This window comes from Streptomyces sp. NBC_01017 (assembly GCF_045162795.1).
GTDB lineage: Bacteria > Actinomycetota > Actinomycetes > Streptomycetales > Streptomycetaceae > Streptomyces > Streptomyces machairae.
Genome location: NZ_CP108683.1, coordinates 43,809 through 62,193, shown reverse-complemented (window position 1 = coordinate 62,193; position 18,385 = coordinate 43,809). Strand labels below are relative to the sequence as shown.

Here is an 18,385-nt window from a genome sequence, read left to right as displayed (position 1 = left end):
GAGCTGCTCCGTCATCCGTGCCGGCGTTCGCTGGTCCGCCGGGCGGGTGGTGCCTGTCGACTTTATCCACGGCATGCCCCGCACATGAGCCCCTCACCCCCGCGAGTCCCCAGTGACTGCCGCCTTGTGAGCAAGACCGTGCACCAATGTGAGTTAGAAAGTTAGCTTCAAAGTGATGTTCGGAGTGAATTTCACTGTGGTGTTCGGGTATGGTGAGGGCAGGAGGTTGCCATATGCCCACGGAAGAAGAGCTGATCGCACGGGCGGCGGAACTGCTGGCCCGCGGCCCTTTGCTGCCCCCGCCAGCCGAGCGGAAGCGGCTGCGCGAGGCCGCAGGCCTGACCCAGCAGGATGTGGCGCTTGCACTGGAAACGAAACGGGAGACCGTGAACGGCTGGGAGACCGGCCGCACGATGCCGCGGCCGCCGCGCCTCGCGGCCTACAGACACCTGTTGGACGGGTGGGCTGCGCAGTTCCCGGCTCCCACGGATATCGCCTCCACCACCTCCAGCGACACGGGTGCCGCGGCCGCGGTGCCGGAGACATTCACCCCAGCGCCGTCGCAGCGTCCGCGCGACGTGCCGGCGCCCTCTGAGCCCTCTGCACCTCCCGCGCTGACGGTCACGACCAAGAACACGTCGCGCAGGCCATCGACGACACGGCGCCCTGCCAAGGCAGCCGCGCCTGTGGTCGACCCCCCCTTCCCGAACGGCCCGTTGGCCGTGCTGGACGGGGACGGTACCGCGTACTGCCTCGGCGGTGTGCTGCTGGAGTGCCCGGCGACCACGGTCCCGGAGCTGGTGGAGTGGACGCTGCGAGAGTCCGGGCTCGGTGCGCCGAAGCTCAACCGCTTCGGCAAGGACGGCGACCCGCTGATCGTGCTCACGGCCGCGGCCGCGGTGAAGCTGGGGCTTCCGGAGCGCCTGGAGGGTCACGAGCAGCGCCGTTCCCTGCGCTTGCCTGAGGACCATCCGGTCGTGAAGCAGGTGGCGAAGGCGAAGTGGCAGTTGACGCAGCGCGGGTTCGGCCCGTGGGCGCGGATCTACCGCAAGGCGCAGGGGCGCGAGCGGCAGTGCGTGCAGCTGGCGATCCTGTCCTGGGACGCGCTCGATGAGCGGTCCTGGCCCGGCGTCGCGGAGATGGAGCCGGCCGATATCGCCCGCGTCCTCGGTGTGTACGCGACCCGGGTCATCACCCCGCGCGGCTCCACGGCCGTCTCGGGCCTGGAGCTGATGACCGCGCTGCGCCCGCCCACGAAGGCCGTGCAGGACCCGGGAAGCGGGACCTGGGTGTCCGGTTACAACCCGGGCTCGCTGGGCACGGAGCCGATGGACCCGGCTCCGCCGGAGGCCACCGCCGAACACCCCGTCGTCGTGAACAGTGGCTGGACCGGCGGGTTCCTCAATGAGGAGGCGTACCAGTGGGTGCGGTCGGTGGACTTGCTCAGCGATGAGGAGTGCACGCTGCCCTTCGCGGTCGGCCTGGACCTCAACACGGCGTTCCTCGCCGCCGCGGCCCGCCTGGTCGTCGGCCTGTCCGCCCCGGACCACTTCTACGCCCCGACGTTCAACCCGAAGATCCCCGGCTCCTGGCTGGTCGACCTCTCCCACATCGAGCTGGACCCTCGCCTTCCCAGCCCGTTCACGCCGGACGGCACCCGCCCGACCGGACCTGCCTGGTACCAGACGCACACCGTCGCTTACGCCCAGGAGCTCGGCTTCAACGTCCATCCGATCGAGGCGTATCTGCGCCGCGAGACCGGCGCGTACTTGGATCCGTGGCACGACCGGCTCAAGACGGCGTACGTCGACACCCTCGCCGACCTCGGCGTCACCAAGGACCTGGACGACCGCCAGTTCCTCGCCGCGATGGGCCAGCACAAGCAGGTTGACCCGGCGATGGCCGCCGTGCTCGCCGCCATCAAGGCGACAGTGAAGGGCGGGGTGGGCAAGCTGCGGGAGCGCCCGCAGGGCAAGTCGTACAAGGAGGGTGAGCGGTGGCCGGCTCTGGAGCGGCCGACCTGGCGCCCCGACATCCGCGCCGCCGTCATCAGCAAGGCGCGGGTGAACATGCACCGCAAGCTCAACAACATGGTGAAGATGACGGGCCTGTACCCGCTCGCCGTGCTGTCCGACTGCGTCGTCTATCCCTCGCCAGGTGGCAGCCCGTTGGGCTTCCTGCCGTACGCGGCGTCCGGCAAGCCGCAGCCCGGCGGGTTCCGTCTCGGGCCCACGCCGGGCCTGGCGAAGCTGGAGGGCTTCATGTCGATGCTGTGGGCGGTCGACCTGATGGAGCAGGGCCTCAACCCGGCCCGGCACATCAAGGGCGGCGACGCCGTCCTGGACGAAGGGGAGTAGACCATGGCGGGGGAGATCGACGAGGCGATCGAGCGTGCCGACCGGGAGAGCTTCACCCGGGAGCCGCCCAAGACCCTCAAGGGTCAGATCGGTTACCTGATCCGGCAGTTGGGCAGTGCGAAGGCCGTTGCGCAGGAGATCGGTGTCACCGCCGATTCCGTCAACAGGTACCGCAGGGGGGCCCGCAAGCACGCCCGTGCCGACGTCGCCGCGAAGATCGACGACGCGGTACGGCAGCGGTGGCAACCGCAGGTGCGCAAGCGCCGGCAGCGTCTGGCCGCTGCCACGGGCGGGATCACGGTCGAGACCCGGGCCCGGTTCGGATACACCGCGCCCATCGGCACGACCGACGACGGACGGTTTAGGCGACTCACCGTGCACCTCCCCCCGGCCTACGCACAGCGCCTGTTCGACGCCCGCGACGCCGGAACCGGCGACCAGGAGATGCGTGGGATCATCGCCGAAGGGTTCAACCTCGATCATTCAACGGGGTTGCTGACGGTCTGAGGTCGTGGCTTCACCCCGTTTGTTCCGCCAGTGGGCGCGTGGAGTCGTCGCGTGTCGCTGCGGCTGCGCCGGGTTCCACTGGCCCGGGACTGCGGGTCTTCCTCCTTCCTGGCTCGCGTCGGAATGCGTTCGTGCAGGTCAAGTGGTCTGTGGCAGGGCGGTGAGTCGATTCCAGGCGAGGACGAAGGCGTCCGTCCAGGGCCAACTCGGGTCGAGGCGGAGGTATCGGCGCCTTGCGTGGCGGGCCAGGCGGGCGGGCTGGTGATAGATCCGCAGCCGCATGGTCTGCGGCTCGGCCTCGGCAAGGTCGTCCTGGTCGTGCAGGGTCAGGAGCCTCAGCCAGGCATCCAGGTCCGCGGCCGTGTTGGCTGCCGCCATCCAACTGCGGTTGATGGTCCAGGACTTGGACGGAAGATTGTGTAGGCCGGTGGCCTTGCCGGTCCGGACGCGGTCCTCAACGACCGCGTGCTGCCGGTGCAGCGCGTCCAGCCACTGGATCTGGTGCGAGCCGGGGATGCGGGTCATCTTGCTGATGTCGGTCGCGACGACGGAGTACTTCCAGCCGGTCTTCTTCTCCAGGTCGGTGAGGTTCTTCAGGTGCCTTCGGGACGGTCTGACCCGGCGGACGATCAGCCGCAGTCCGTCGATCCAGCCTTCCCGCTCGTTCAGCCCGGTCAACTCCGCGACTTCGTACTCCTCGTGAGGACTGCCGTCCTGCTGCAGGGCCGGCTCCCAGGCCCGTTCCGGGAGGCGGGCGATCGCCGCCTCGTCCGCATCGGTGATGGTCCAGCCGGTAGTGAAACGGACCCGGCGACGGCGGGTGGTCAAATCCCGCAGATACTCGTGCAGTTTGTGGGTGGCCCCGGCGCCGTCCACCCTGACCAGGAGTTTCGCGCTCGAGGAGCCTGGAATCTGGCGGAGGGCCTCGTCCAGCACGGCAATGTGGTCCTCGGCCGTGTTCGAGCCGGCGTTCCCGCTTCTCAGCATCATGGCCAGGCACTCGCCGGTGTTCGCGCACCAGACAGCCAGTGGATGGAAGCCGTATGTCTTTTTGAACGTGGCGCCCGCCCCGTCCTTCTTCGACGCGGACGTGATAATCGTGGCATCGACGTCGACGATCACCCACTTGTCCAGGCGCTTGCCTGCCACGCTCATCCAGGGAAAACCGTTCGGCCGCAGCGTCAGCAAGGTCCAGACGACGCGTCTCGCCCGGGCCCTCGCCCGGGACAGGGCGGCGAACATGTCCTCGTCGAAGGCCGCGAGCATCCGGTGCATCGTCGAGTCCGACACCACCGGCCCGAACACCCGCCGCTGGTGCAACGAGAGCTGCTCGGCCTCGAGAACGCTCCGGGCACCCAGCGCGATCGATATCGCCAGCTGCACGAAGACCACCGCCCGGTCCCGCCAACCGCTCCCGCCCGCGGGAAACACCCTGGTCAGCGCGATGACCAGCCCCGTCCGGTCGGCGAGCCGGCGCAGCAGCACCGCTCCCGCATGCCCGACCATGCCCTTCCCGCCAGCCCCCACGGACAGCCCGCGGTCCCACGCTGTACCCTCGATCACCAGAAAGGTGTCCTGACATCTGCACCGGATATGACCTAGACACTCACATCCTTGCAGGTCACGGGCACCTTTCTTCTATCGGGCCGCCAGGTCACCCAACTCCGCTGAAGAACGGAGGTCAAGGACGTCTATTTCCAGGACGGCGGCGCACGCGCCATGGGGCTGTCGGACGTGGCCATCAACGACATTGACTACCTGGATCTCGACTACTAATCCGAAGCCCCTTTGTGGCGAGTATCAACATCGCTCTCACCGACACGAACATGCCGATGTCTTGTTCGAGGAGGACACGAAAATGCCTGAGGGATTAACGGACCGGCACTGGAAGCGGATCCTGCTCCGGCATCCTTTCCGGCAGCAGCTGTGGCTGTACTACCCGGCCGCCCATGAGGCCGACTTCCAGGTCCTGAGCGTGTGCGACCGGACGGGCTGGGACGCAGCCGTCCTGTCCTGGCACACCTGCACCCCGTGCTGGCGCGGCCACATCGCGAAGATCTCCATTGCAGAGCACTGGCAGCGCCAAGGCCTGGGCCGGCGCCTGGTGCTGCGCGCCCTGCGGGGCGCGGAGGACTTCCACTGGACGACGACCAGCCAGTCGCCCGAGGCCCAGCAGTTCTTCCCAATCCTCGCCCGCGAGACCGGCGCTGCTTTCACTCAGCGCCAGCCCGTCTGCGCCCACATGAAGGCCGCCGACTACGGCCACCCGGAACCGCGGTTCGAGCGCCACTGACCCCGCAGGCCGGCCCCTTCGGGCCTCAGGTCATCTTTCGTCCGGCCGGGGCGTCCAGGGCTCGGCGGGCGGTACCGTGAATTCCAACAGCGAAGCAGGAGTCGCGCGATGAGCGAGCACACCGAACACGACCAGGGGCAGTCGGCCCCGGGCCGCGAGCCGCTGACCCCCGAGGGCGCGCAGGCGCTGCGCGCGTATGCCGCGAGGAGCTGCGCGAGGCAAAGCTCGCCCAGCTGCACGCCCAGCGGGGCCGCGTCGCCTGATGGGCAAGCACGCCCGCGGCCGTGCACGGATCTTGTTCTCCGACGCCGCCGCCAAGCAGATCGAAGCCATCACCGACGAAGCAGAGATCCACGCCCTGGACCGCGCCCTGACGGCACTGTCTGTCGCCCCGGACCTCGGCAGTCCGATCCCCGGCTCCCAGCCCGAGTTGCGCGAGTACACCGTGGTCCCGCACACGGTGCCCGTGGACGGGCGCAAGTTGCACGTGGGCTGGTTCACCGAACAGGACCCCGACAAGCTCATCCTGCTCTCCTACACCGTCGGGCGCTGGGACCTCCTCGTCATCCCGCCCGAGACTGCACCCGCAGCTGCGGCCCGCCTGATGGTCGCCGCGGCGATCCCGGGCAGCGTCCTCACCGCAGGCGTCCTGATGACCAACGAAGCCGTCATCGGGTGCCGCATCCGTGACGCCCTGCGCCGGGAAGCCATCTGGGAGGGCGAAGGCGGAGCCTGTATGTCCCCCTTCGGAAGCCCGATCGGACGAAGCGCCCTCCCGCTGCCCGAAAACGGCTGGAAGTGAGCTCCATGGAGACCCTCGTCATCATCGCGCGCTCGCACCACTGCTCGGCCAGTAGCCGTCGTACGGAGCGGTATTGACTGCCGAAGCTGACTCTTGCCAAGGCACCGCCCAGGGGCTCTGGTTTAGAACGGCGAAGCGAGCGGGCGGAGTAGAATAGGGGCAGGGCACGAGAAGTAAGAAGACCGCGAGATTTCTCGGTCGTTGCCAGACCGCACCGGCGCTCGTCCGGATCCACCCGCCCTTCGGATGCAAAGTCGCCGGTGGCCAGAGACATGCACAAGGCGCGAAGCGAAAACGTGAAGGCACAGGTGGAGATCGACCGGCATCCTTACCAGAGAGTATCGCCGGAACGGAAAAACCTGATGACCCCTTCCATAATCCCCCTCAATTACAGTGCTACGCATTCCCGCAGGTGCACGTGCCGCACATACGCCATCCCGCGCTGTCGAAAGAAGAAGTTCGTAAGGCGCCTAGATGCCGACCTGCGGTCGAAACAGCACGGTGCCCGGGTTTGGGATTTCACGCAAAACGAGTGGATCTACGATCTGGAGCCTGTCTATGATTACGGCCGCTCCTTCATAAATGACGCGGCCACGGTCGCCACCTTCATATGTGCTTCCTGTCTGGAAAATGAGCGAGAGGAGTTCCTGAAGGAGCACCCGGAGTAAGCGGCGAAGCGGCGTTTGGACGAGTCGGAAAAAAAGCCTACAGCGACAGATCGACCAGACGGGCGCGCAAGGCCAAAGCTATCGCAGTAAGCGCAACTTGGGCTAAACCCGCCCCGTGAAAAGCCGCCGCTCCCGCCAGCACTCATCCCACACGGGCGACAGCCGGCGCCAGACACGACCAGGGATCTTCCCGGTGCCACACGCGGCGTGTACCTGCCCGCGCAGGCCGTTCCAGGGAATACCGCCCGGCGGGATATCGAAGCTGCGCACAATAGCGGCAACGGCCTCGATCTGGTGGTCACGCAGTCGCGAAGGCCCCCCTGACTTGTTGAATCGAGCCCAGGCGCTCGGTCTGCAGCCGTAGCGACCGGGAGATGCGTGGGATCATCGCCGATGGTTTTAAGGACGTGTATTTCCAGGACGGCGGACGTGCCATGGGGCTGTCGGATGGTGTGCCCACTGGCCCGGGCGGGCTGGCACGATGCGTGTATGACGTTGCCGACTCCCTGCCCTGCTGATCTGATCCCGGAGGCCACCGGTCTGGGCGCCTATACCGCGGTCTATCAGCAGGCCAAGCGGCAGCGTGCGGTGCTCGTTGCTGTGGAGCGTCAGGCCCAGCTGTGGACGGTGACGGTCGACACGCTCACCGCGGGCCCGGCGTATGCCGTTGCCGACACGGTGATCGAGGCTCTTCGTGCCGCCGTCGCCCACCTGGTGCGCTCCCGCGAGATCCGTCCGGACTCGCACGCGAGCCCTGTCTACATGGAGCTGTACGACATCGGCACCGAATCCCGGGCTCGTGAACTTGCGGCGGCGCTGCATGCCGCCCTGTATGGAGACCTCACACTACTGAGCCGCGCGGTGCCAGAAGTCTCCTGACCCAGGCTTCTGACATACCGCGAGGCTGCGCTACCTGCGCAGACGCGGTATCAAAGCGACTGTGGATGGTGTTCGCTGCCTTCGCACGATGGCCGTTCGATACCCCGGCGAAGCCCCGGCCCGGTCACGTCGGCAAGACGATCGACACTGCCGCAGCGATAATTGTGAGGGCAGCCAGCGCGACCATCGCCGTCCTCGCTGCTGGAACCGGGCCCGCCTCGGCCTGACGATCGCTCAGGCTGCACGACACCTTCCACGGTGCGGGCGATCGGGTCTCCTGCACCACCGACGCTTGACGTGCCCTGGCGTCCGTTCCCACCAGTTACACGCCACCCGCGGGTGCCCCCTTCCCAGGCGGCGGATCGGGTATCAGGACCTGGGGTCGCGTGGCTTCCGAAGATCTCCATGCCGGCTCAACGACCCAACTCCGGCCGGGCAGTCGGCACGTCACCTATTCGCCGCACCGTTCGTGCACTGCGAGGGCCTGGCACTGACGGCTGGGAGGCCAGGCCCTCGGCGCGCCGGGGAGGCTCATGCACCATTGCATTGGACGGGCTGGCCGGCCTTCGGGCGCGCGGACGCACTTTCTCCCCGTCCCTCGGCTGGCGGACAGCACCGTTCAGCCGGTGGCAGGAGCTGCCGGCTCGAACACCCCGACAACCCCTGCCCGGAGCTGCCGTGGTGCGTAGGAATGTTGTCGCTGATCTCGTGGGGGTGCAGCCGGAACCTGTGCCCTGTGAACGTCGGTGGTGAGGTTCGCTGTGAGCGGTTGGCTGTTCACGCGTCGCCAGCATCCGATACTCGCAGCTGGGCGGCCTGGAAAGGGGGTGACCCCCGGCCGGGTGATGTTGGCGTCCATCGCCTTCTCACGGGTGAGAAATAGTGGCGGGCCTCAATCGTGCGGCCTCGATGCCCCTGAGAGCGGAGGCAGTATGGACGCGGAGCAGCGCATCGGGCTAGGGCCGGTGTACGTGGTCGGGACGCTCGGTTTCGACTTCGGGACGGAGGCCCGCAGGGAGGCATACAAGCGACAAATGGGTCCGGGTAAAAACCCGTACGACGTCATGGAAATGGTCGCCTTTCTCGAGGAGAGGCCCCACGAGGCGAGGGCGTTGCTCTGGACACTCAACCTCGATCTGACGCCGATCTACACCCTGCGGCCGGTTGACGGGCTCTACGAGGAGCTTGTCACGCTCCTGGCCCGGCAGGCCGTTGCCGCCACGGACGATCCGGAGGACCCTGGCCTGTTGGTTCAAGTGGTCGAAGGGGTATCGAGTTTCCTGCTGCCCTCGTCGGAGGAGGAGAACGCCGACCTCCGCCAGTTCACCGGCGTGGAGCGGATCGCGGTGGCCGGCACGAAAACAGGCGAGACAGAAAGGCTCTATAGCGGGCAAGTCGTGCCGGTTCTCAGAGCGCACGACTTGGTGGGCTGGGAGGTGCTGGCTCGCTCGCTGAAGATCGCGCAGGCCAACGAAAGGCAGGAATCTGGGAAAGATCTAGCGCCCGCCAAAAGAAGGGCGGTCGCCGCGTCGGTCAACGGCTTCCTCAGCCAGCTGGGAGTCGACCGCAATCTCGGGGACACCTCACCTGACCGCGCTCTCAACTACGGCATCACCTCGCTGTTGAGCGACGGCGTGCCGGAGCGCCTGTCTCGGGGAGAAGAATTGCGTGCCACGGTCGCGGTGGAGAAGAACACTGCGGAGAGCGATCGTGACCTGTGGAACGTTGCTCTTGAGGTAAGCGGGCAGACTCAGACGGATCTGCGTGCCTACCAGCGACTGGTCGACGTGGCGGTGAATCCGCCAGCCATCCGGTCCTAGCGTCACCACGGGGCGTGGCGTTCCACGTATCGCATCACCACCGCCCAGGCGAAGCCAGGGCCGAACGCCCTCTGACGAATCTATCCAGGGCTAGTCTGATAGACGCACCGGCAAGGGGGCCTCGACCTTCATGAACAGACGTCGGAGAGTGTCCGCGGTGCTGGTCGCGTTCGCTCTGACCGTGGCGGGGTGCAGCGCCGGCGCCGGCGAACCACCGACCCCCGGCGTGACCGCCGCCACCATCACCATCGGCAGTCACGCTGACTTGACCGGCGTGAGTTCCCCTGGACTTAAAGAGATCCCGCCTGCGGCCAAGGCCTACTTCGACTACGTCAACGATCACGGCGGGGTCTACGGACGCAAGATCATCTACGACTACCGGGACGACAACTACAGACCCGCCAACGCCCTCACGGTGGTGCGCCGGCTCGTCGAGCAGAACAAGGTCTTTGCCATCTTCAACGGTGCCGGCACCGGCCCCCACCAGGCCGTCGCCGGCTATCTCAACGCCCAGAAAGTCCCCGACCTCTTCCCGAGTACGGGCTGGTCCGGCTGGAACGACCCCGCCAAGCTCCCATATACCTTCGCCTGGGCGCTCTCCTACCGCGCCGAAGCCAAGATCCTCGCGACGTACGTCGAAAAGACGTTCCCCGGGAAGAAGATCGCCTACTTCTACCAGGGCACAGCCTCCGGCAAAGACTTTGTCGCGGGCCTGGACACGGTCATTCCAGCCTCCCAGGTCGTCGCGCGCGAGGCAGCCCAGCCCACCTACGACGGCATCAACGCCCAGGTAAGAGCCATCGCCCAAGCCAAGGCCGACGTGATCATCGGGGCCATCGTCCCGGCCTACTGGGCCCTGCTGCGTAGGGCCCAGGAGCAGATCGGCAACACTGCCCAGTTGGTCATCAACTCCAACGCCTCCGACCCCACGAATCTCTCCCGCTTGATGGGGCCCGCACTGATGCAGGGCATCATCACTGACGTCTACCTGCCGCAGGTCACCGACACCTCCAACAGCTGGGTGGCCCTGGCGAAGAGGATCCACGACCGCTACCTGCCGAACGCCCCCTTCGGCCAGAACTTCCTGTACGGCGTGGCCAACGCCTACTCCTTCGTGGAAGCTCTGCAGCGTGCCGGGAAGAACCTGACCCGCCAGTCACTTGTCACCGCATTGGAACAAGGCGGCCCCGTCCCCGGCTTCGGGCTGGTCCCCCTGGACTACAGCCGCACCTCGCACGCCGGCTACAGCGGCGCCCAGATCGGTGTCATCAAAGGAAACACCATCGCCCTCGAGGGCCGACCGATGACCACCGACGACGGCAACGGGCCCGTCGTCCCCTACACCGCACCACAGCCCCCAGCCCCCGCCGACGGAATCCCCGCACCCCCAGATGAATGAGTCGGGAGGATGCTGTCACGTTGTCGGGGCGTGATCGGCTGAGGGCGTGACGGGGCCGGGGCGGCCTGTGGTTCAGGCCATGGCGGCGGGCGCTGGGGCCGTTTCCGGCAGGCGGTGCTGGTGCTGCGCTGATTCCGTGAGCGGGGGTGTGTGCACTGCCTGGCCCGGGACGCGGGCATCTCGCAGGCCACCGGTTACCGGTACCTGCCTGAGGGTATCGATGTTCTCGCAGCTCAGGCCCCGGATCTTCACCGGGTTCTGGAGGAGTGCCGGGACCGGGGGATCAGTCACGTGATCCTGGACGGCACGCTCCTCACGACGGACCGCGTCGCGGGCACCCACCTGAACAGCGAAGGCCGGCAGGTGGACACCTGGTAACTCCGGCAAGCACAAAGCCTTCGGCGCGAACGTGCAGTTCCTGTCCGCTCCGGACGGCACGCCGCTTTGGGTCTCCGACGCCGAACCGGGCTCCACGCCCGACATCACCGCCGCCCGCATTCACGCGTTGCCTGCGTTGTGCGAGCCCTCAAACGGATCACCTTGAGCCCCTGCCGGATCGGCGACATCGCCCGAGCCGCACTCGCCCTCAACCAAGCCTGGAAAAAACCTTCGTTGAGGAAACCTCAACAGACTCACGTCAGCAGCTGCCGCGATTCTCACCCTCATGATCTACACGTGAAAAAGGCTCCTGGCGTGTGCGGCGGCACCAATTGGCAGTGCCATTCTGCCCACGGACGCACCCGAATGGGCACAGCGATGAGGAAGCGGCTGACTAGCATGAGATGAACATGCATTCCGCCTCGAGAGCAGACGCAGCATGGAAATCTTGGACGAAACGAGATGGCGCTTCTTGAATAACTGGGAGCAGTGGCGGGGAGCCGCGACAGAGGACGTCGATACGCTTGCGACATTCTTGAATGGCCCTGGCACGCCAAAGCCTGCCGATGTGCTCGATTGGCTTCGTCGGATCGCTGGGTCGCCGATCGTTGATGGCGTCCCGTCAGGAGGAGGTGTAGGGATCAAGGCACTGGAATCCGCAGGCCAGGGACGGTGGCTCGGCCCGACCGGGCGCCCAACTCGCCCTATCAGGAGGCTTCGTGGAAAGCCACCTCCACACAGATCCTCCTGGACCTCGAACCCGGAACGCCCAGCGCTTGATCCCCTCCACCACGTCGGGGACACGACCCGATCGTTCCCTTTGACCTGCGAAATCCCGCCGGGATGGAGTAAGTATTGAAGGGGTGCGGAGCGGGCTAGTAGGACTCCGTTATGTCTGCCTGTCGGTCCTGTTTGGGGGAACGCTGAAGGTGTGGATACACATGAAGTGAACCGGGCTCGGGCGAAGTTGGCGTTATTCGTGGCTGATGTGTTCGCCTCGGTGCCGCGCAAGGACCAGCGGGCCAAGAGCGACTGCTATCTGCGGGGACTGATGGTGGACGGTCGCCGCAAGTCCATCCAGGCCATGGCGCAGCGGCTGCCGGACGGCAACGAGCAGAATCTGCAGCAGTTCGTGAACCAGTCGACGTGGGATCCGCTGCCGGTGCGGCGGCGGATTGCGCAGCGGATGGTGCCGCTGGTCGGTCCGGACGCGTGGGCGGTCGATGACGTGTCGTTTCCCAAGGACGGGAAGATGTCGGTGGCGGTCGCCCACCAGTACTGCGGGGCGCTGGGCAAGCAGGCCAACTGCCAGGTCGCAGTGAGTGTGCACGCGGTCTCCGACACGGCGTCCTGTCCGCTGCAATGGCGCCTGTTCGTGCCTGAGGAGTGGGCGCACGATCCGGTTCGCCGGCGCAAGACCGGGATGCCCGACGAGATCGGGCACCGGGAGAAGTGGCGTCTGGCCCTGGACACCATCGATGAGCTGGCCGGATGGGGTCTGGTGCCTCCGGTTTTGGTGGCCGACGCCGGCTACGGACAGAACGCCGACTTCCGCGACGGCCTGGAACATCGCAGCATCGACTACGTGGTGGCGATCCGCTCGGATGTGACCGTCCACCCGCATGATGCGATGCCCATGGCCCCCACCTGGTCCGGCAACGGCCGCAAGCCGCAGCCCCGCTACCGCGACAGGCCGACTCCGGTGGCCGCGCTGGTGGCCGGCCACGGACGGCAGGCCTTCACCGAGGTGACCTGGCGGGAAGGATCCCGCGGACCGCTGCGCTCACACTTCCTGTCCCTGCAGGTGCGGCCCGCCGGGATCAAATCCAAACGCCTCGCCCAGGCCGCCGCCCTCGCCTCACACGGCCACTGGGACGGCGTCCTGCCTGAGGTCACACTGCTGGCCGAATGGCCCGACGGCGCCGAAGCACCCACCGGCTACTGGCTGTCCAACCTGCCCGCAGACACCCCAATCGCCGAACTGGTCCGCCTGGCGAAGATCCGCTGGCGCATCGAGCACGACTACCGGGAACTCAAGCACGGCCTCGGCCTGGACCACTTCGAGGGACGTTCCTGGAACGGCTGGCATCACCACGTCACCCTGGTCACCGCCGCCCACGCGTTCCTCACCGAACAGCGACTGGCCCCAAAAGCCGATACAGCCAACTCACCCTCTACCAGACCCTCGACGCCATCCAGGACCTGCTGAACTGCTGGACCGGCACCTGCACCACCTGCCACCGCCCCCTGCCCAGAACATCCACCACCAGCCAAAACCCCAGAGCCAGAGCAACCTAACGGAGTCCTACTAGGTGGCTGAGAGCCTGTCAGCATGCGTACGGCCAGGCGAGGCATCGGCAAGTACAGCGACCTGGACGGGACATACGAGTTCGAGGGACCAAGAAAATCTCGGAGCGGGTCTCGGTAAGCGCAGCAGCCGTGATTCATCCGGGAACGACAGACTAAATAAGTGTTCGCGTGGAGAAGACAACGCCGGGCCGACGCGCTCGGACGATTTCGATTCCACACCTAGTGAGTTCCTGTTGGACGATTTCGATCCCCTCAGCGGTACGGGAACTCAAGCGGAAGACGAATCGCAGGGCACTCGGATGGGATGATGCACTGGGTTTTGGCCAATGAGGACCTGAGTAGCGGCGACACCCATACCGCCGAGATGGCCGCCAAGAACCCCGAGCGATGGGCAAGGATAAAATGAGAAAGAAACTAGCGGGCGAAATGGCCCTGTTGCACGCCAACGGGATGAAGTGGGAGGCCATGCTTGACGTCTACGCCAACCGCCTGGCCGATGAAATCGCCGAGGCCTTCAATAAGGACCCCGACAATTTCGGGGTGGCCGCCTGTGACGCACTACTGAGGAGAGACGAATGACCGAGTTCACAGCAGAGGACCGCGTGCGGTACCAGGGCGACAAGGGGACGGTAGTGAAGTTCATCCCCGCCCAGGGCAGCTTCATGGCTGTCTGCGTCGTCGACTTCGACAAAGGGGTGCGGGGCACAGTGCGCGCCACGGACGTGAGGGTGGAGGAATCATGACCGACTGCGACTGCCAGTACAGAGACAGGTGCAACGCGGAGAGCGAGTGTATCGCCCGCGCCGTTGAGGAGCGCTGTATCGACAGGATGCGGCGGGCCATGCCGTCCGCCGTCGAGAAGAAGGCTTCGTACCTCAACGGATGGAAGGCTGCCATGGCTGCGGCTGAGCGCCGATGAAGCCCCCGCCGGTGGCGTGTTCCTTGAGGAGGTGCGCCTGCTGGCGGGCGTGGGGGTAGCGGTCACCCCTCACCAACCGGCTCGGGACGCCGTCCGGCAGGCGGGAGAGCAGTAGACCGCGGAGACCGGGCGGTCGACACCGACCGTCCACACCGCCCCACACTGCGGACACGAGGCCGTCACGCCGGCCTTCACCGCCTCGGTCCGAGCCCTCGCCCGCCGCATCCGCCGCCAGTGCCGCGAGCGGCAGGCGGACGAACAGAACACCGCCGTCGTCTTCGCCGTGGGCATCAGCGGACCACCGCACCCACGGCACAACCGCGGCGGTCGGCGAACCGAGCCCCCGCCGGGCACTCCTCCCCTCCTCGCCGGCCCTTGAGTACGCGCACAACGACGACACCCGTAGTCGGCCAAGCACCCGCCACGTAAACCCCGGCGAGACCCCGCCGGCCCCGGAGGGGAAGGGAGACGTCCGCTACTGCTGGGCGATGCCCGCGGGGTCGATGGAGAAGGGGAACGGCTCGTTGACGGTCGTGGTGGTGCCGGGCAGGGCGGTGGCCTGCTCGATGTATCGGCCCTGATCGAGACGCATCATGATCAGGCGGGGTGCCGGGACAAATTCGAGCCGCCAGAAGTAGGGGATTCCGGCGTGCGCATAGGCGAGTGGCTTGAGCGTCCGGTCTACCTGGGCGTTCCCGGGTGACACCAACTCGACGACCAGCTGTACGGCGTCGGCGCTGATGCTGGCGGTGTCCTCCGCGGTGGCGCCGGCGTCGGCCACAACGACGTCGGGCACAAACAGGCCGTCCACCGTGATCACGTTGACGGCCTCCAAGACCTCGACTGCGGCGCCTGCGGCTTGTACGGCCGCATCCAGGGCGAGGTGGAGCCTGAAGCTAGCCCGTTGGTGGCGGATGCCTGGGGCGGGCGTCATGAGGAGGGTTTCTCCGAGGAGCTCGTAGCGGGTGCGCCGGTCCTCGGGGAGGGCGAGAACCTGGTCCACGGTCCACGGGCCGATGTGATCGGCCATGGCTACGCTCATGGGTTCCCTCCTTCCTCGTGCGGACGTGCCTCCAGTGTGGACTGCGGGAGGCCTTCGTGTCTCCTCCCGTCGCTGCATGCCGACCGTGCAGCCTCGTCGTGGCGGTTTCCGGCTGCCCAGGGCACAAGGCGTGCGGATCGATCCGGCCGGGTACACCCGGTAGTAGGGACGGCCCGGCCCGCAGGCCTGCGGGCGTCCAGCCGGAAACGAGGTGGTTGCTGTGGCCTCCAAACGGATGCGGTGCCTGGGGCCCGGCTGCTCCAACACAGTGCCTGTGCCGGGTCCGGTCGGCGGACGGTGCCTCGCTCAACCCCCACCCGCCCCTGCCACGCCTCGATCGTCTCTGACTCCGGCCACACCCCCGGCGGCGAGCCTGGAGGCGATCCACTCCGGTAGCTGCGCCACCGGTAGATCATGCTCGACGACATACCGCACACCGCCGACGATCGAGCCGGGCCCGATGAGGTAGCCGCCGCTACGCAAGCCGGGCCCGCGCACGTTGATGCCGGGCGAGGAGGGCGCTGACGGTCTTGCCGCCGGGCGTGCGGCGGGTGACGGCGGTAGCGCGGGCGAGGCGGTTGACCATGGGCCAGCCGAAGCCTCCGGTGCCGCCGTTCAGGTCGGGGGTGCGCAGGCGCGGGGCCTGGGGGCTGGGGTCGTGGACGGCTACCTCGATGCTGTCCGGGTCCGCGGTCAGGTCGAGGGTGCAGGTGCCGCCGCCGTGGCGCAGGGCGTTGGTGACGAGCTCCGAGACGACCAGGACCACGGTGTCGGCGGCCTCCGCTGCGATCGGGCGCACGAGGCGGTCGAGGAAGCCCCGGGTGCTTTCGCGTGCGCCGGCGAGGGATGCCGTGGATCGGGCGGTTGCGATGTCGACGCTCATCGTGTTCATCAGATCAGGCTGGTCTCTGGATCGTCCCTGCCCGGTCCTGTCTGCGTGGTGCCTGTGCCCCGGGCTGCGGCTGTTAACCCCCGCAGATAGCCGCTTTGCGCCTGTCCCTTTTCGCTGTTCGAGGTCGATTACCTCATTGTCGAACGCGCGGAAATCTATGCCAGCTGGAGTAGACATGGGTCGGTGGTGTGGTTATGGTTTCTCTCGTAGCCGAGATCAACGAGGCCTGGCAGAGATGAACTGCCGGGCAGTAGTACCCGCAGGACACGTAGTTGCAGTGCGCAGGACGGTGCGGTGGTGGAGTTCCGGAGCCAGGGATGTCGCAGGCGGCGACGGGACTGACGACCGGACCGGGTGGCCCGCAGTGATCAGGGGGCCACCATGAGCAGTAACGCAGTGGCAGTCCAGTAAGTGCAGTTCGCAGTACCAGCAGTCAGTGAGCGGTACCTCGGTGAAGGCGTCGGCTGCGGACGCGCGCACCGGGAAGTTCGGCAGTGGGGTTCTAAGCCAGTGCAGACGCAGGACGGGCGACGGGGCTGGCTGCCGAAGAGTGGCGCTTACTCAGGTCACCAGCAGTTCGCATCACCAGTAGTACGCAGTCCCCGTTGGTAAGTAGTTCATCAAGAGGGAAGAACGGAGGAGCCGAGCGCCATCAGGATCGCCCGGGCGGAAGTCTTGAGCCCGGGTACCGCAGGACATCGATAGTGAGGTGGTCTCCGGTCAAGCAACCGCGATCCCCGTACACCCGACAGCTCCCAAGTCTGGTCGGCGGAAACAGAAAGCCGGCGCAGTACCAGGGCCGGTAGATGGTGTAACAGTTCTTTCGGGGCCCTGGTGCCATACGGCACCAGGGCCCCTCAGCGTGTTCCACAAAGAGGTGCAAATGACATCAGACGATTCGTTCGGCCGTCTCAATGACGACGACTACCCCGCCTACACCATGGGCCGGGCCGCCGAGTTGCTCGGCACCACCCCCGGCTTCCTCCGCGCCCTGGGCGAACACCGCCTGATCACCCCCCTGCGCTCCGAGGGCGGCCACCGCCGCTACTCCCGCTACCAGCTCCGCATCGCCGCCCGCGCCCGGGAAATCGTCGACCAGGGCACCCCCATCGAGGCCGCCTGCCGCATCGTCATCCTCGAAGACCAACTCGAAGAAGCCCAGCGCATCAACGCCGAACACCGCCGCGCGGCATCCCGGAACGCGGCCAACATCTGACCCGCAGTCCGGGGCGACGCGCCGGGCCGTATTCTTCCTCCGATTTCAGAATATGGACGCATGATCGCCGAAGATGCTCAGCCGCCGGCACACGGGCGGAAGTCCCAGCCCCGCTCCGGCACCACGCCCGACGCCCTGCGGCCTCCCGCGGTTGATGCGCCTGTTGGCACATCCGGCCGGCTGACTGCCGGGCAGAGCGCCGCCCTGGAAGGCGGGGTGGAGCGCGCGGCGACTGTGCTGAAGCCGAGGATGCGCGGCTGGCTGCACGTCGGCGTGTTCCCCCTCTCGCTGGTCGGCGGCATCGTCCTGATCGCTGCTTCGCGCTCGGCCGCGGCAGTGGCGGCCTGCTCGGTGTACGCGCTGTCGGCCTGCCTGCTGTTCGGTATCAGCGCGGTCTACCACCGCGGAACGTGGGGTCCGGGCGGGGAGGCGGTCTTGAGGCGGTTGGACCACGCGAACATCTTCCTGATCATCGCCGGCACGTACACCCCGTTGGCGGTACTGCTGCTGCCCGCGGGCCAGCAGCTGGTGCTGCTGGCCGTGGTGTGGGCAGGCGCCTTGGCCGGCATCGCCTTCCGCACGCTGTGGATCGGGGCTCCCCGGTGGCTGTACACCCCGTGCTACATCGTCCTGGGCTGGGTGGCCGTCTTCTACGTGCCCGACTTCGCGCGCACCGGCGGCACCGCAGTGGTCGTACTCGTTATTGCCGGTGGTCTGCTCTACACCGCGGGCGCCGTCGTGTACGGACTCAAGTGCCCTGACCCTTCACCGGCCTGGTTCGGCTTTCACGAGGTCTTCCACGCCCTCACCATCGCCGCCTTCACCGCGCACTACACAGCCATCGTCCTGGCAGTCACATGACTGCTTCGGCGCAAGCTCGGCCCCAACCCCTCCTCGCCTGCT

17 protein-coding genes and 1 pseudogene are annotated in these 18,385 nt (G+C 67.0%); 15 read left to right on the top strand and 3 right to left on the bottom strand.

Annotated features, from left to right (window positions below):
- Window positions 1-233: 233 nt before the first annotated feature.
- Both tap and tpg read left to right on the top strand, forming a co-directional pair.
- On the top strand, window positions 234-2,357 hold the full coding sequence (gene tap, locus OG331_RS00285) for a telomere-associated protein Tap (protein WP_406190368.1): 2,124 nt from the start codon (window positions 234-236) through the stop codon (window positions 2,355-2,357).
- Between the two features lie 3 nt (window positions 2,358-2,360).
- Window positions 2,361-2,864 carry a telomere-protecting terminal protein Tpg gene (gene tpg / locus OG331_RS00280; protein WP_406190365.1) on the top strand — a complete coding sequence of 168 codons (504 nt, stop codon included), beginning with the start codon at window positions 2,361-2,363 and terminating at the stop codon, window positions 2,862-2,864.
- A 138-nt stretch (window positions 2,865-3,002) separates the two neighbouring features.
- On the opposite strand, the gene OG331_RS00275 is transcribed toward tpg, so the two are convergent.
- Window positions 3,003-4,427 (bottom strand): IS1380 family transposase, encoded by a 1,425-nt coding sequence (locus tag OG331_RS00275; RefSeq protein WP_406190362.1) that lies wholly within the window; start codon window positions 4,425-4,427, stop codon window positions 3,003-3,005.
- A gap of 120 nt (window positions 4,428-4,547) precedes the next feature.
- Between OG331_RS00275 and OG331_RS00270 the strand changes: the two are divergent.
- The 11 genes and pseudogenes from OG331_RS00270 to OG331_RS00220 form a co-directional block, all read left to right on the top strand.
- Window positions 4,548-4,640, top strand: a pseudogene (locus tag OG331_RS00270) (XRE family transcriptional regulator); the annotation flags it as partial.
- Between the two features lie 82 nt (window positions 4,641-4,722).
- Window positions 4,723-5,157, top strand: a complete 435-nt coding sequence (locus tag OG331_RS00265; protein WP_406190359.1) for a GNAT family N-acetyltransferase — start codon at window positions 4,723-4,725, stop codon at window positions 5,155-5,157.
- A gap of 262 nt (window positions 5,158-5,419) precedes the next feature.
- On the top strand, window positions 5,420-5,959 hold the full coding sequence (locus OG331_RS00260; RefSeq protein WP_406190356.1) for a DUF5994 family protein: 540 nt from the start codon (window positions 5,420-5,422) through the stop codon (window positions 5,957-5,959).
- A gap of 1,157 nt (window positions 5,960-7,116) precedes the next feature.
- On the top strand, window positions 7,117-7,506 hold the full coding sequence (locus OG331_RS00255) for a hypothetical protein (RefSeq protein WP_406190353.1): 390 nt from the start codon (window positions 7,117-7,119) through the stop codon (window positions 7,504-7,506).
- 932 nt (window positions 7,507-8,438) lie between these two features.
- On the top strand, window positions 8,439-9,326 hold the full coding sequence (locus OG331_RS00250) for a hypothetical protein (RefSeq protein ID WP_406190351.1): 888 nt from the start codon (window positions 8,439-8,441) through the stop codon (window positions 9,324-9,326).
- 130 nt (window positions 9,327-9,456) lie between these two features.
- Complete coding sequence (locus OG331_RS00245; RefSeq protein WP_406190349.1) at window positions 9,457-10,725, top strand: ABC transporter substrate-binding protein; 1,269 nt, start codon at window positions 9,457-9,459, stop codon at window positions 10,723-10,725.
- A gap of 150 nt (window positions 10,726-10,875) precedes the next feature.
- Window positions 10,876-11,103, top strand: coding sequence for a hypothetical protein (locus OG331_RS00240; RefSeq protein WP_406190346.1), 228 nt, complete (start codon window positions 10,876-10,878; stop codon window positions 11,101-11,103).
- A 931-nt stretch (window positions 11,104-12,034) separates the two neighbouring features.
- Window positions 12,035-13,312 carry an IS701 family transposase gene (locus tag OG331_RS00235; protein WP_406190343.1) on the top strand — a complete coding sequence of 426 codons (1,278 nt, stop codon included), beginning with the start codon at window positions 12,035-12,037 and terminating at the stop codon, window positions 13,310-13,312.
- Window positions 13,313-13,800: 488 nt separating this feature from the next.
- Window positions 13,801-13,992 (top strand): hypothetical protein, encoded by a 192-nt coding sequence (locus tag OG331_RS00230; protein ID WP_406190340.1) that lies wholly within the window; start codon window positions 13,801-13,803, stop codon window positions 13,990-13,992.
- Complete coding sequence (locus OG331_RS00225; protein WP_406190338.1) at window positions 13,989-14,156, top strand: hypothetical protein; 168 nt, start codon at window positions 13,989-13,991, stop codon at window positions 14,154-14,156. Before OG331_RS00230 ends, OG331_RS00225 begins: the two co-directional genes overlap by 4 nt.
- Window positions 14,153-14,332, top strand: coding sequence for a hypothetical protein (locus OG331_RS00220; protein WP_406190335.1), 180 nt, complete (start codon window positions 14,153-14,155; stop codon window positions 14,330-14,332). The genes OG331_RS00225 and OG331_RS00220 overlap by 4 nt, the downstream gene beginning before the upstream one ends.
- Before the next feature lie 475 nt (window positions 14,333-14,807).
- Here the strand turns inward: OG331_RS00220 and OG331_RS00215 are convergent, their stop codons facing one another.
- Window positions 14,808-15,374: a Uma2 family endonuclease gene (locus OG331_RS00215; RefSeq protein WP_406190332.1), complete on the bottom strand. Its 567-nt coding sequence runs from the start codon at window positions 15,372-15,374 to the stop codon at window positions 14,808-14,810.
- Between the two features lie 475 nt (window positions 15,375-15,849).
- On the bottom strand, window positions 15,850-16,266 hold the full coding sequence (locus OG331_RS00210; protein ID WP_406190329.1) for an ATP-binding protein: 417 nt from the start codon (window positions 16,264-16,266) through the stop codon (window positions 15,850-15,852).
- An 883-nt stretch (window positions 16,267-17,149) separates the two neighbouring features.
- Here OG331_RS00210 and OG331_RS00205 point away from each other — a divergent pair.
- Complete coding sequence (locus OG331_RS00205; RefSeq protein ID WP_406190326.1) at window positions 17,150-17,482, top strand: MerR family transcriptional regulator; 333 nt, start codon at window positions 17,150-17,152, stop codon at window positions 17,480-17,482.
- Window positions 17,483-17,542: 60 nt separating this feature from the next.
- A complete protein-coding gene (locus OG331_RS00200; RefSeq protein WP_406190323.1) occupies window positions 17,543-18,343 on the top strand; it encodes a hemolysin III family protein in 801 nt (266 codons plus the stop codon).
- Window positions 18,344-18,385: the final 42 nt, after the last annotated feature.

Coding starts and splice junctions, on each gene's coding strand:
- OG331_RS00220 (WP_406190335.1), top strand. CDS start 14,153: ATGACCGACTGCGACTGCCAGTACAGAGACAGGTGCAACGCGGAGAGC.
- OG331_RS00225 (WP_406190338.1), top strand. CDS start 13,989: ATGACCGAGTTCACAGCAGAGGACCGCGTGCGGTACCAGGGCGACAAG.
- OG331_RS00260 (WP_406190356.1), top strand. CDS start 5,420: ATGGGCAAGCACGCCCGCGGCCGTGCACGGATCTTGTTCTCCGACGCC.
- OG331_RS00255 (WP_406190353.1), top strand. CDS start 7,117: ATGACGTTGCCGACTCCCTGCCCTGCTGATCTGATCCCGGAGGCCACC.
- tpg (WP_406190365.1), top strand. CDS start 2,361: ATGGCGGGGGAGATCGACGAGGCGATCGAGCGTGCCGACCGGGAGAGC.
- OG331_RS00200 (WP_406190323.1), top strand. CDS start 17,543: ATGATCGCCGAAGATGCTCAGCCGCCGGCACACGGGCGGAAGTCCCAG.
- OG331_RS00215 (WP_406190332.1), bottom strand. CDS start 15,374: ATGAGCGTAGCCATGGCCGATCACATCGGCCCGTGGACCGTGGACCAG.
- OG331_RS00230 (WP_406190340.1), top strand. CDS start 13,801: ATGGGCAAGGATAAAATGAGAAAGAAACTAGCGGGCGAAATGGCCCTG.
- OG331_RS00205 (WP_406190326.1), top strand. CDS start 17,150: ATGACATCAGACGATTCGTTCGGCCGTCTCAATGACGACGACTACCCC.
- OG331_RS00265 (WP_406190359.1), top strand. CDS start 4,723: ATGCCTGAGGGATTAACGGACCGGCACTGGAAGCGGATCCTGCTCCGG.
- OG331_RS00245 (WP_406190349.1), top strand. CDS start 9,457: ATGAACAGACGTCGGAGAGTGTCCGCGGTGCTGGTCGCGTTCGCTCTG.
- tap (WP_406190368.1), top strand. CDS start 234: ATGCCCACGGAAGAAGAGCTGATCGCACGGGCGGCGGAACTGCTGGCC.
- OG331_RS00250 (WP_406190351.1), top strand. CDS start 8,439: ATGGACGCGGAGCAGCGCATCGGGCTAGGGCCGGTGTACGTGGTCGGG.
- OG331_RS00210 (WP_406190329.1), bottom strand. CDS start 16,266: ATGAACACGATGAGCGTCGACATCGCAACCGCCCGATCCACGGCATCC.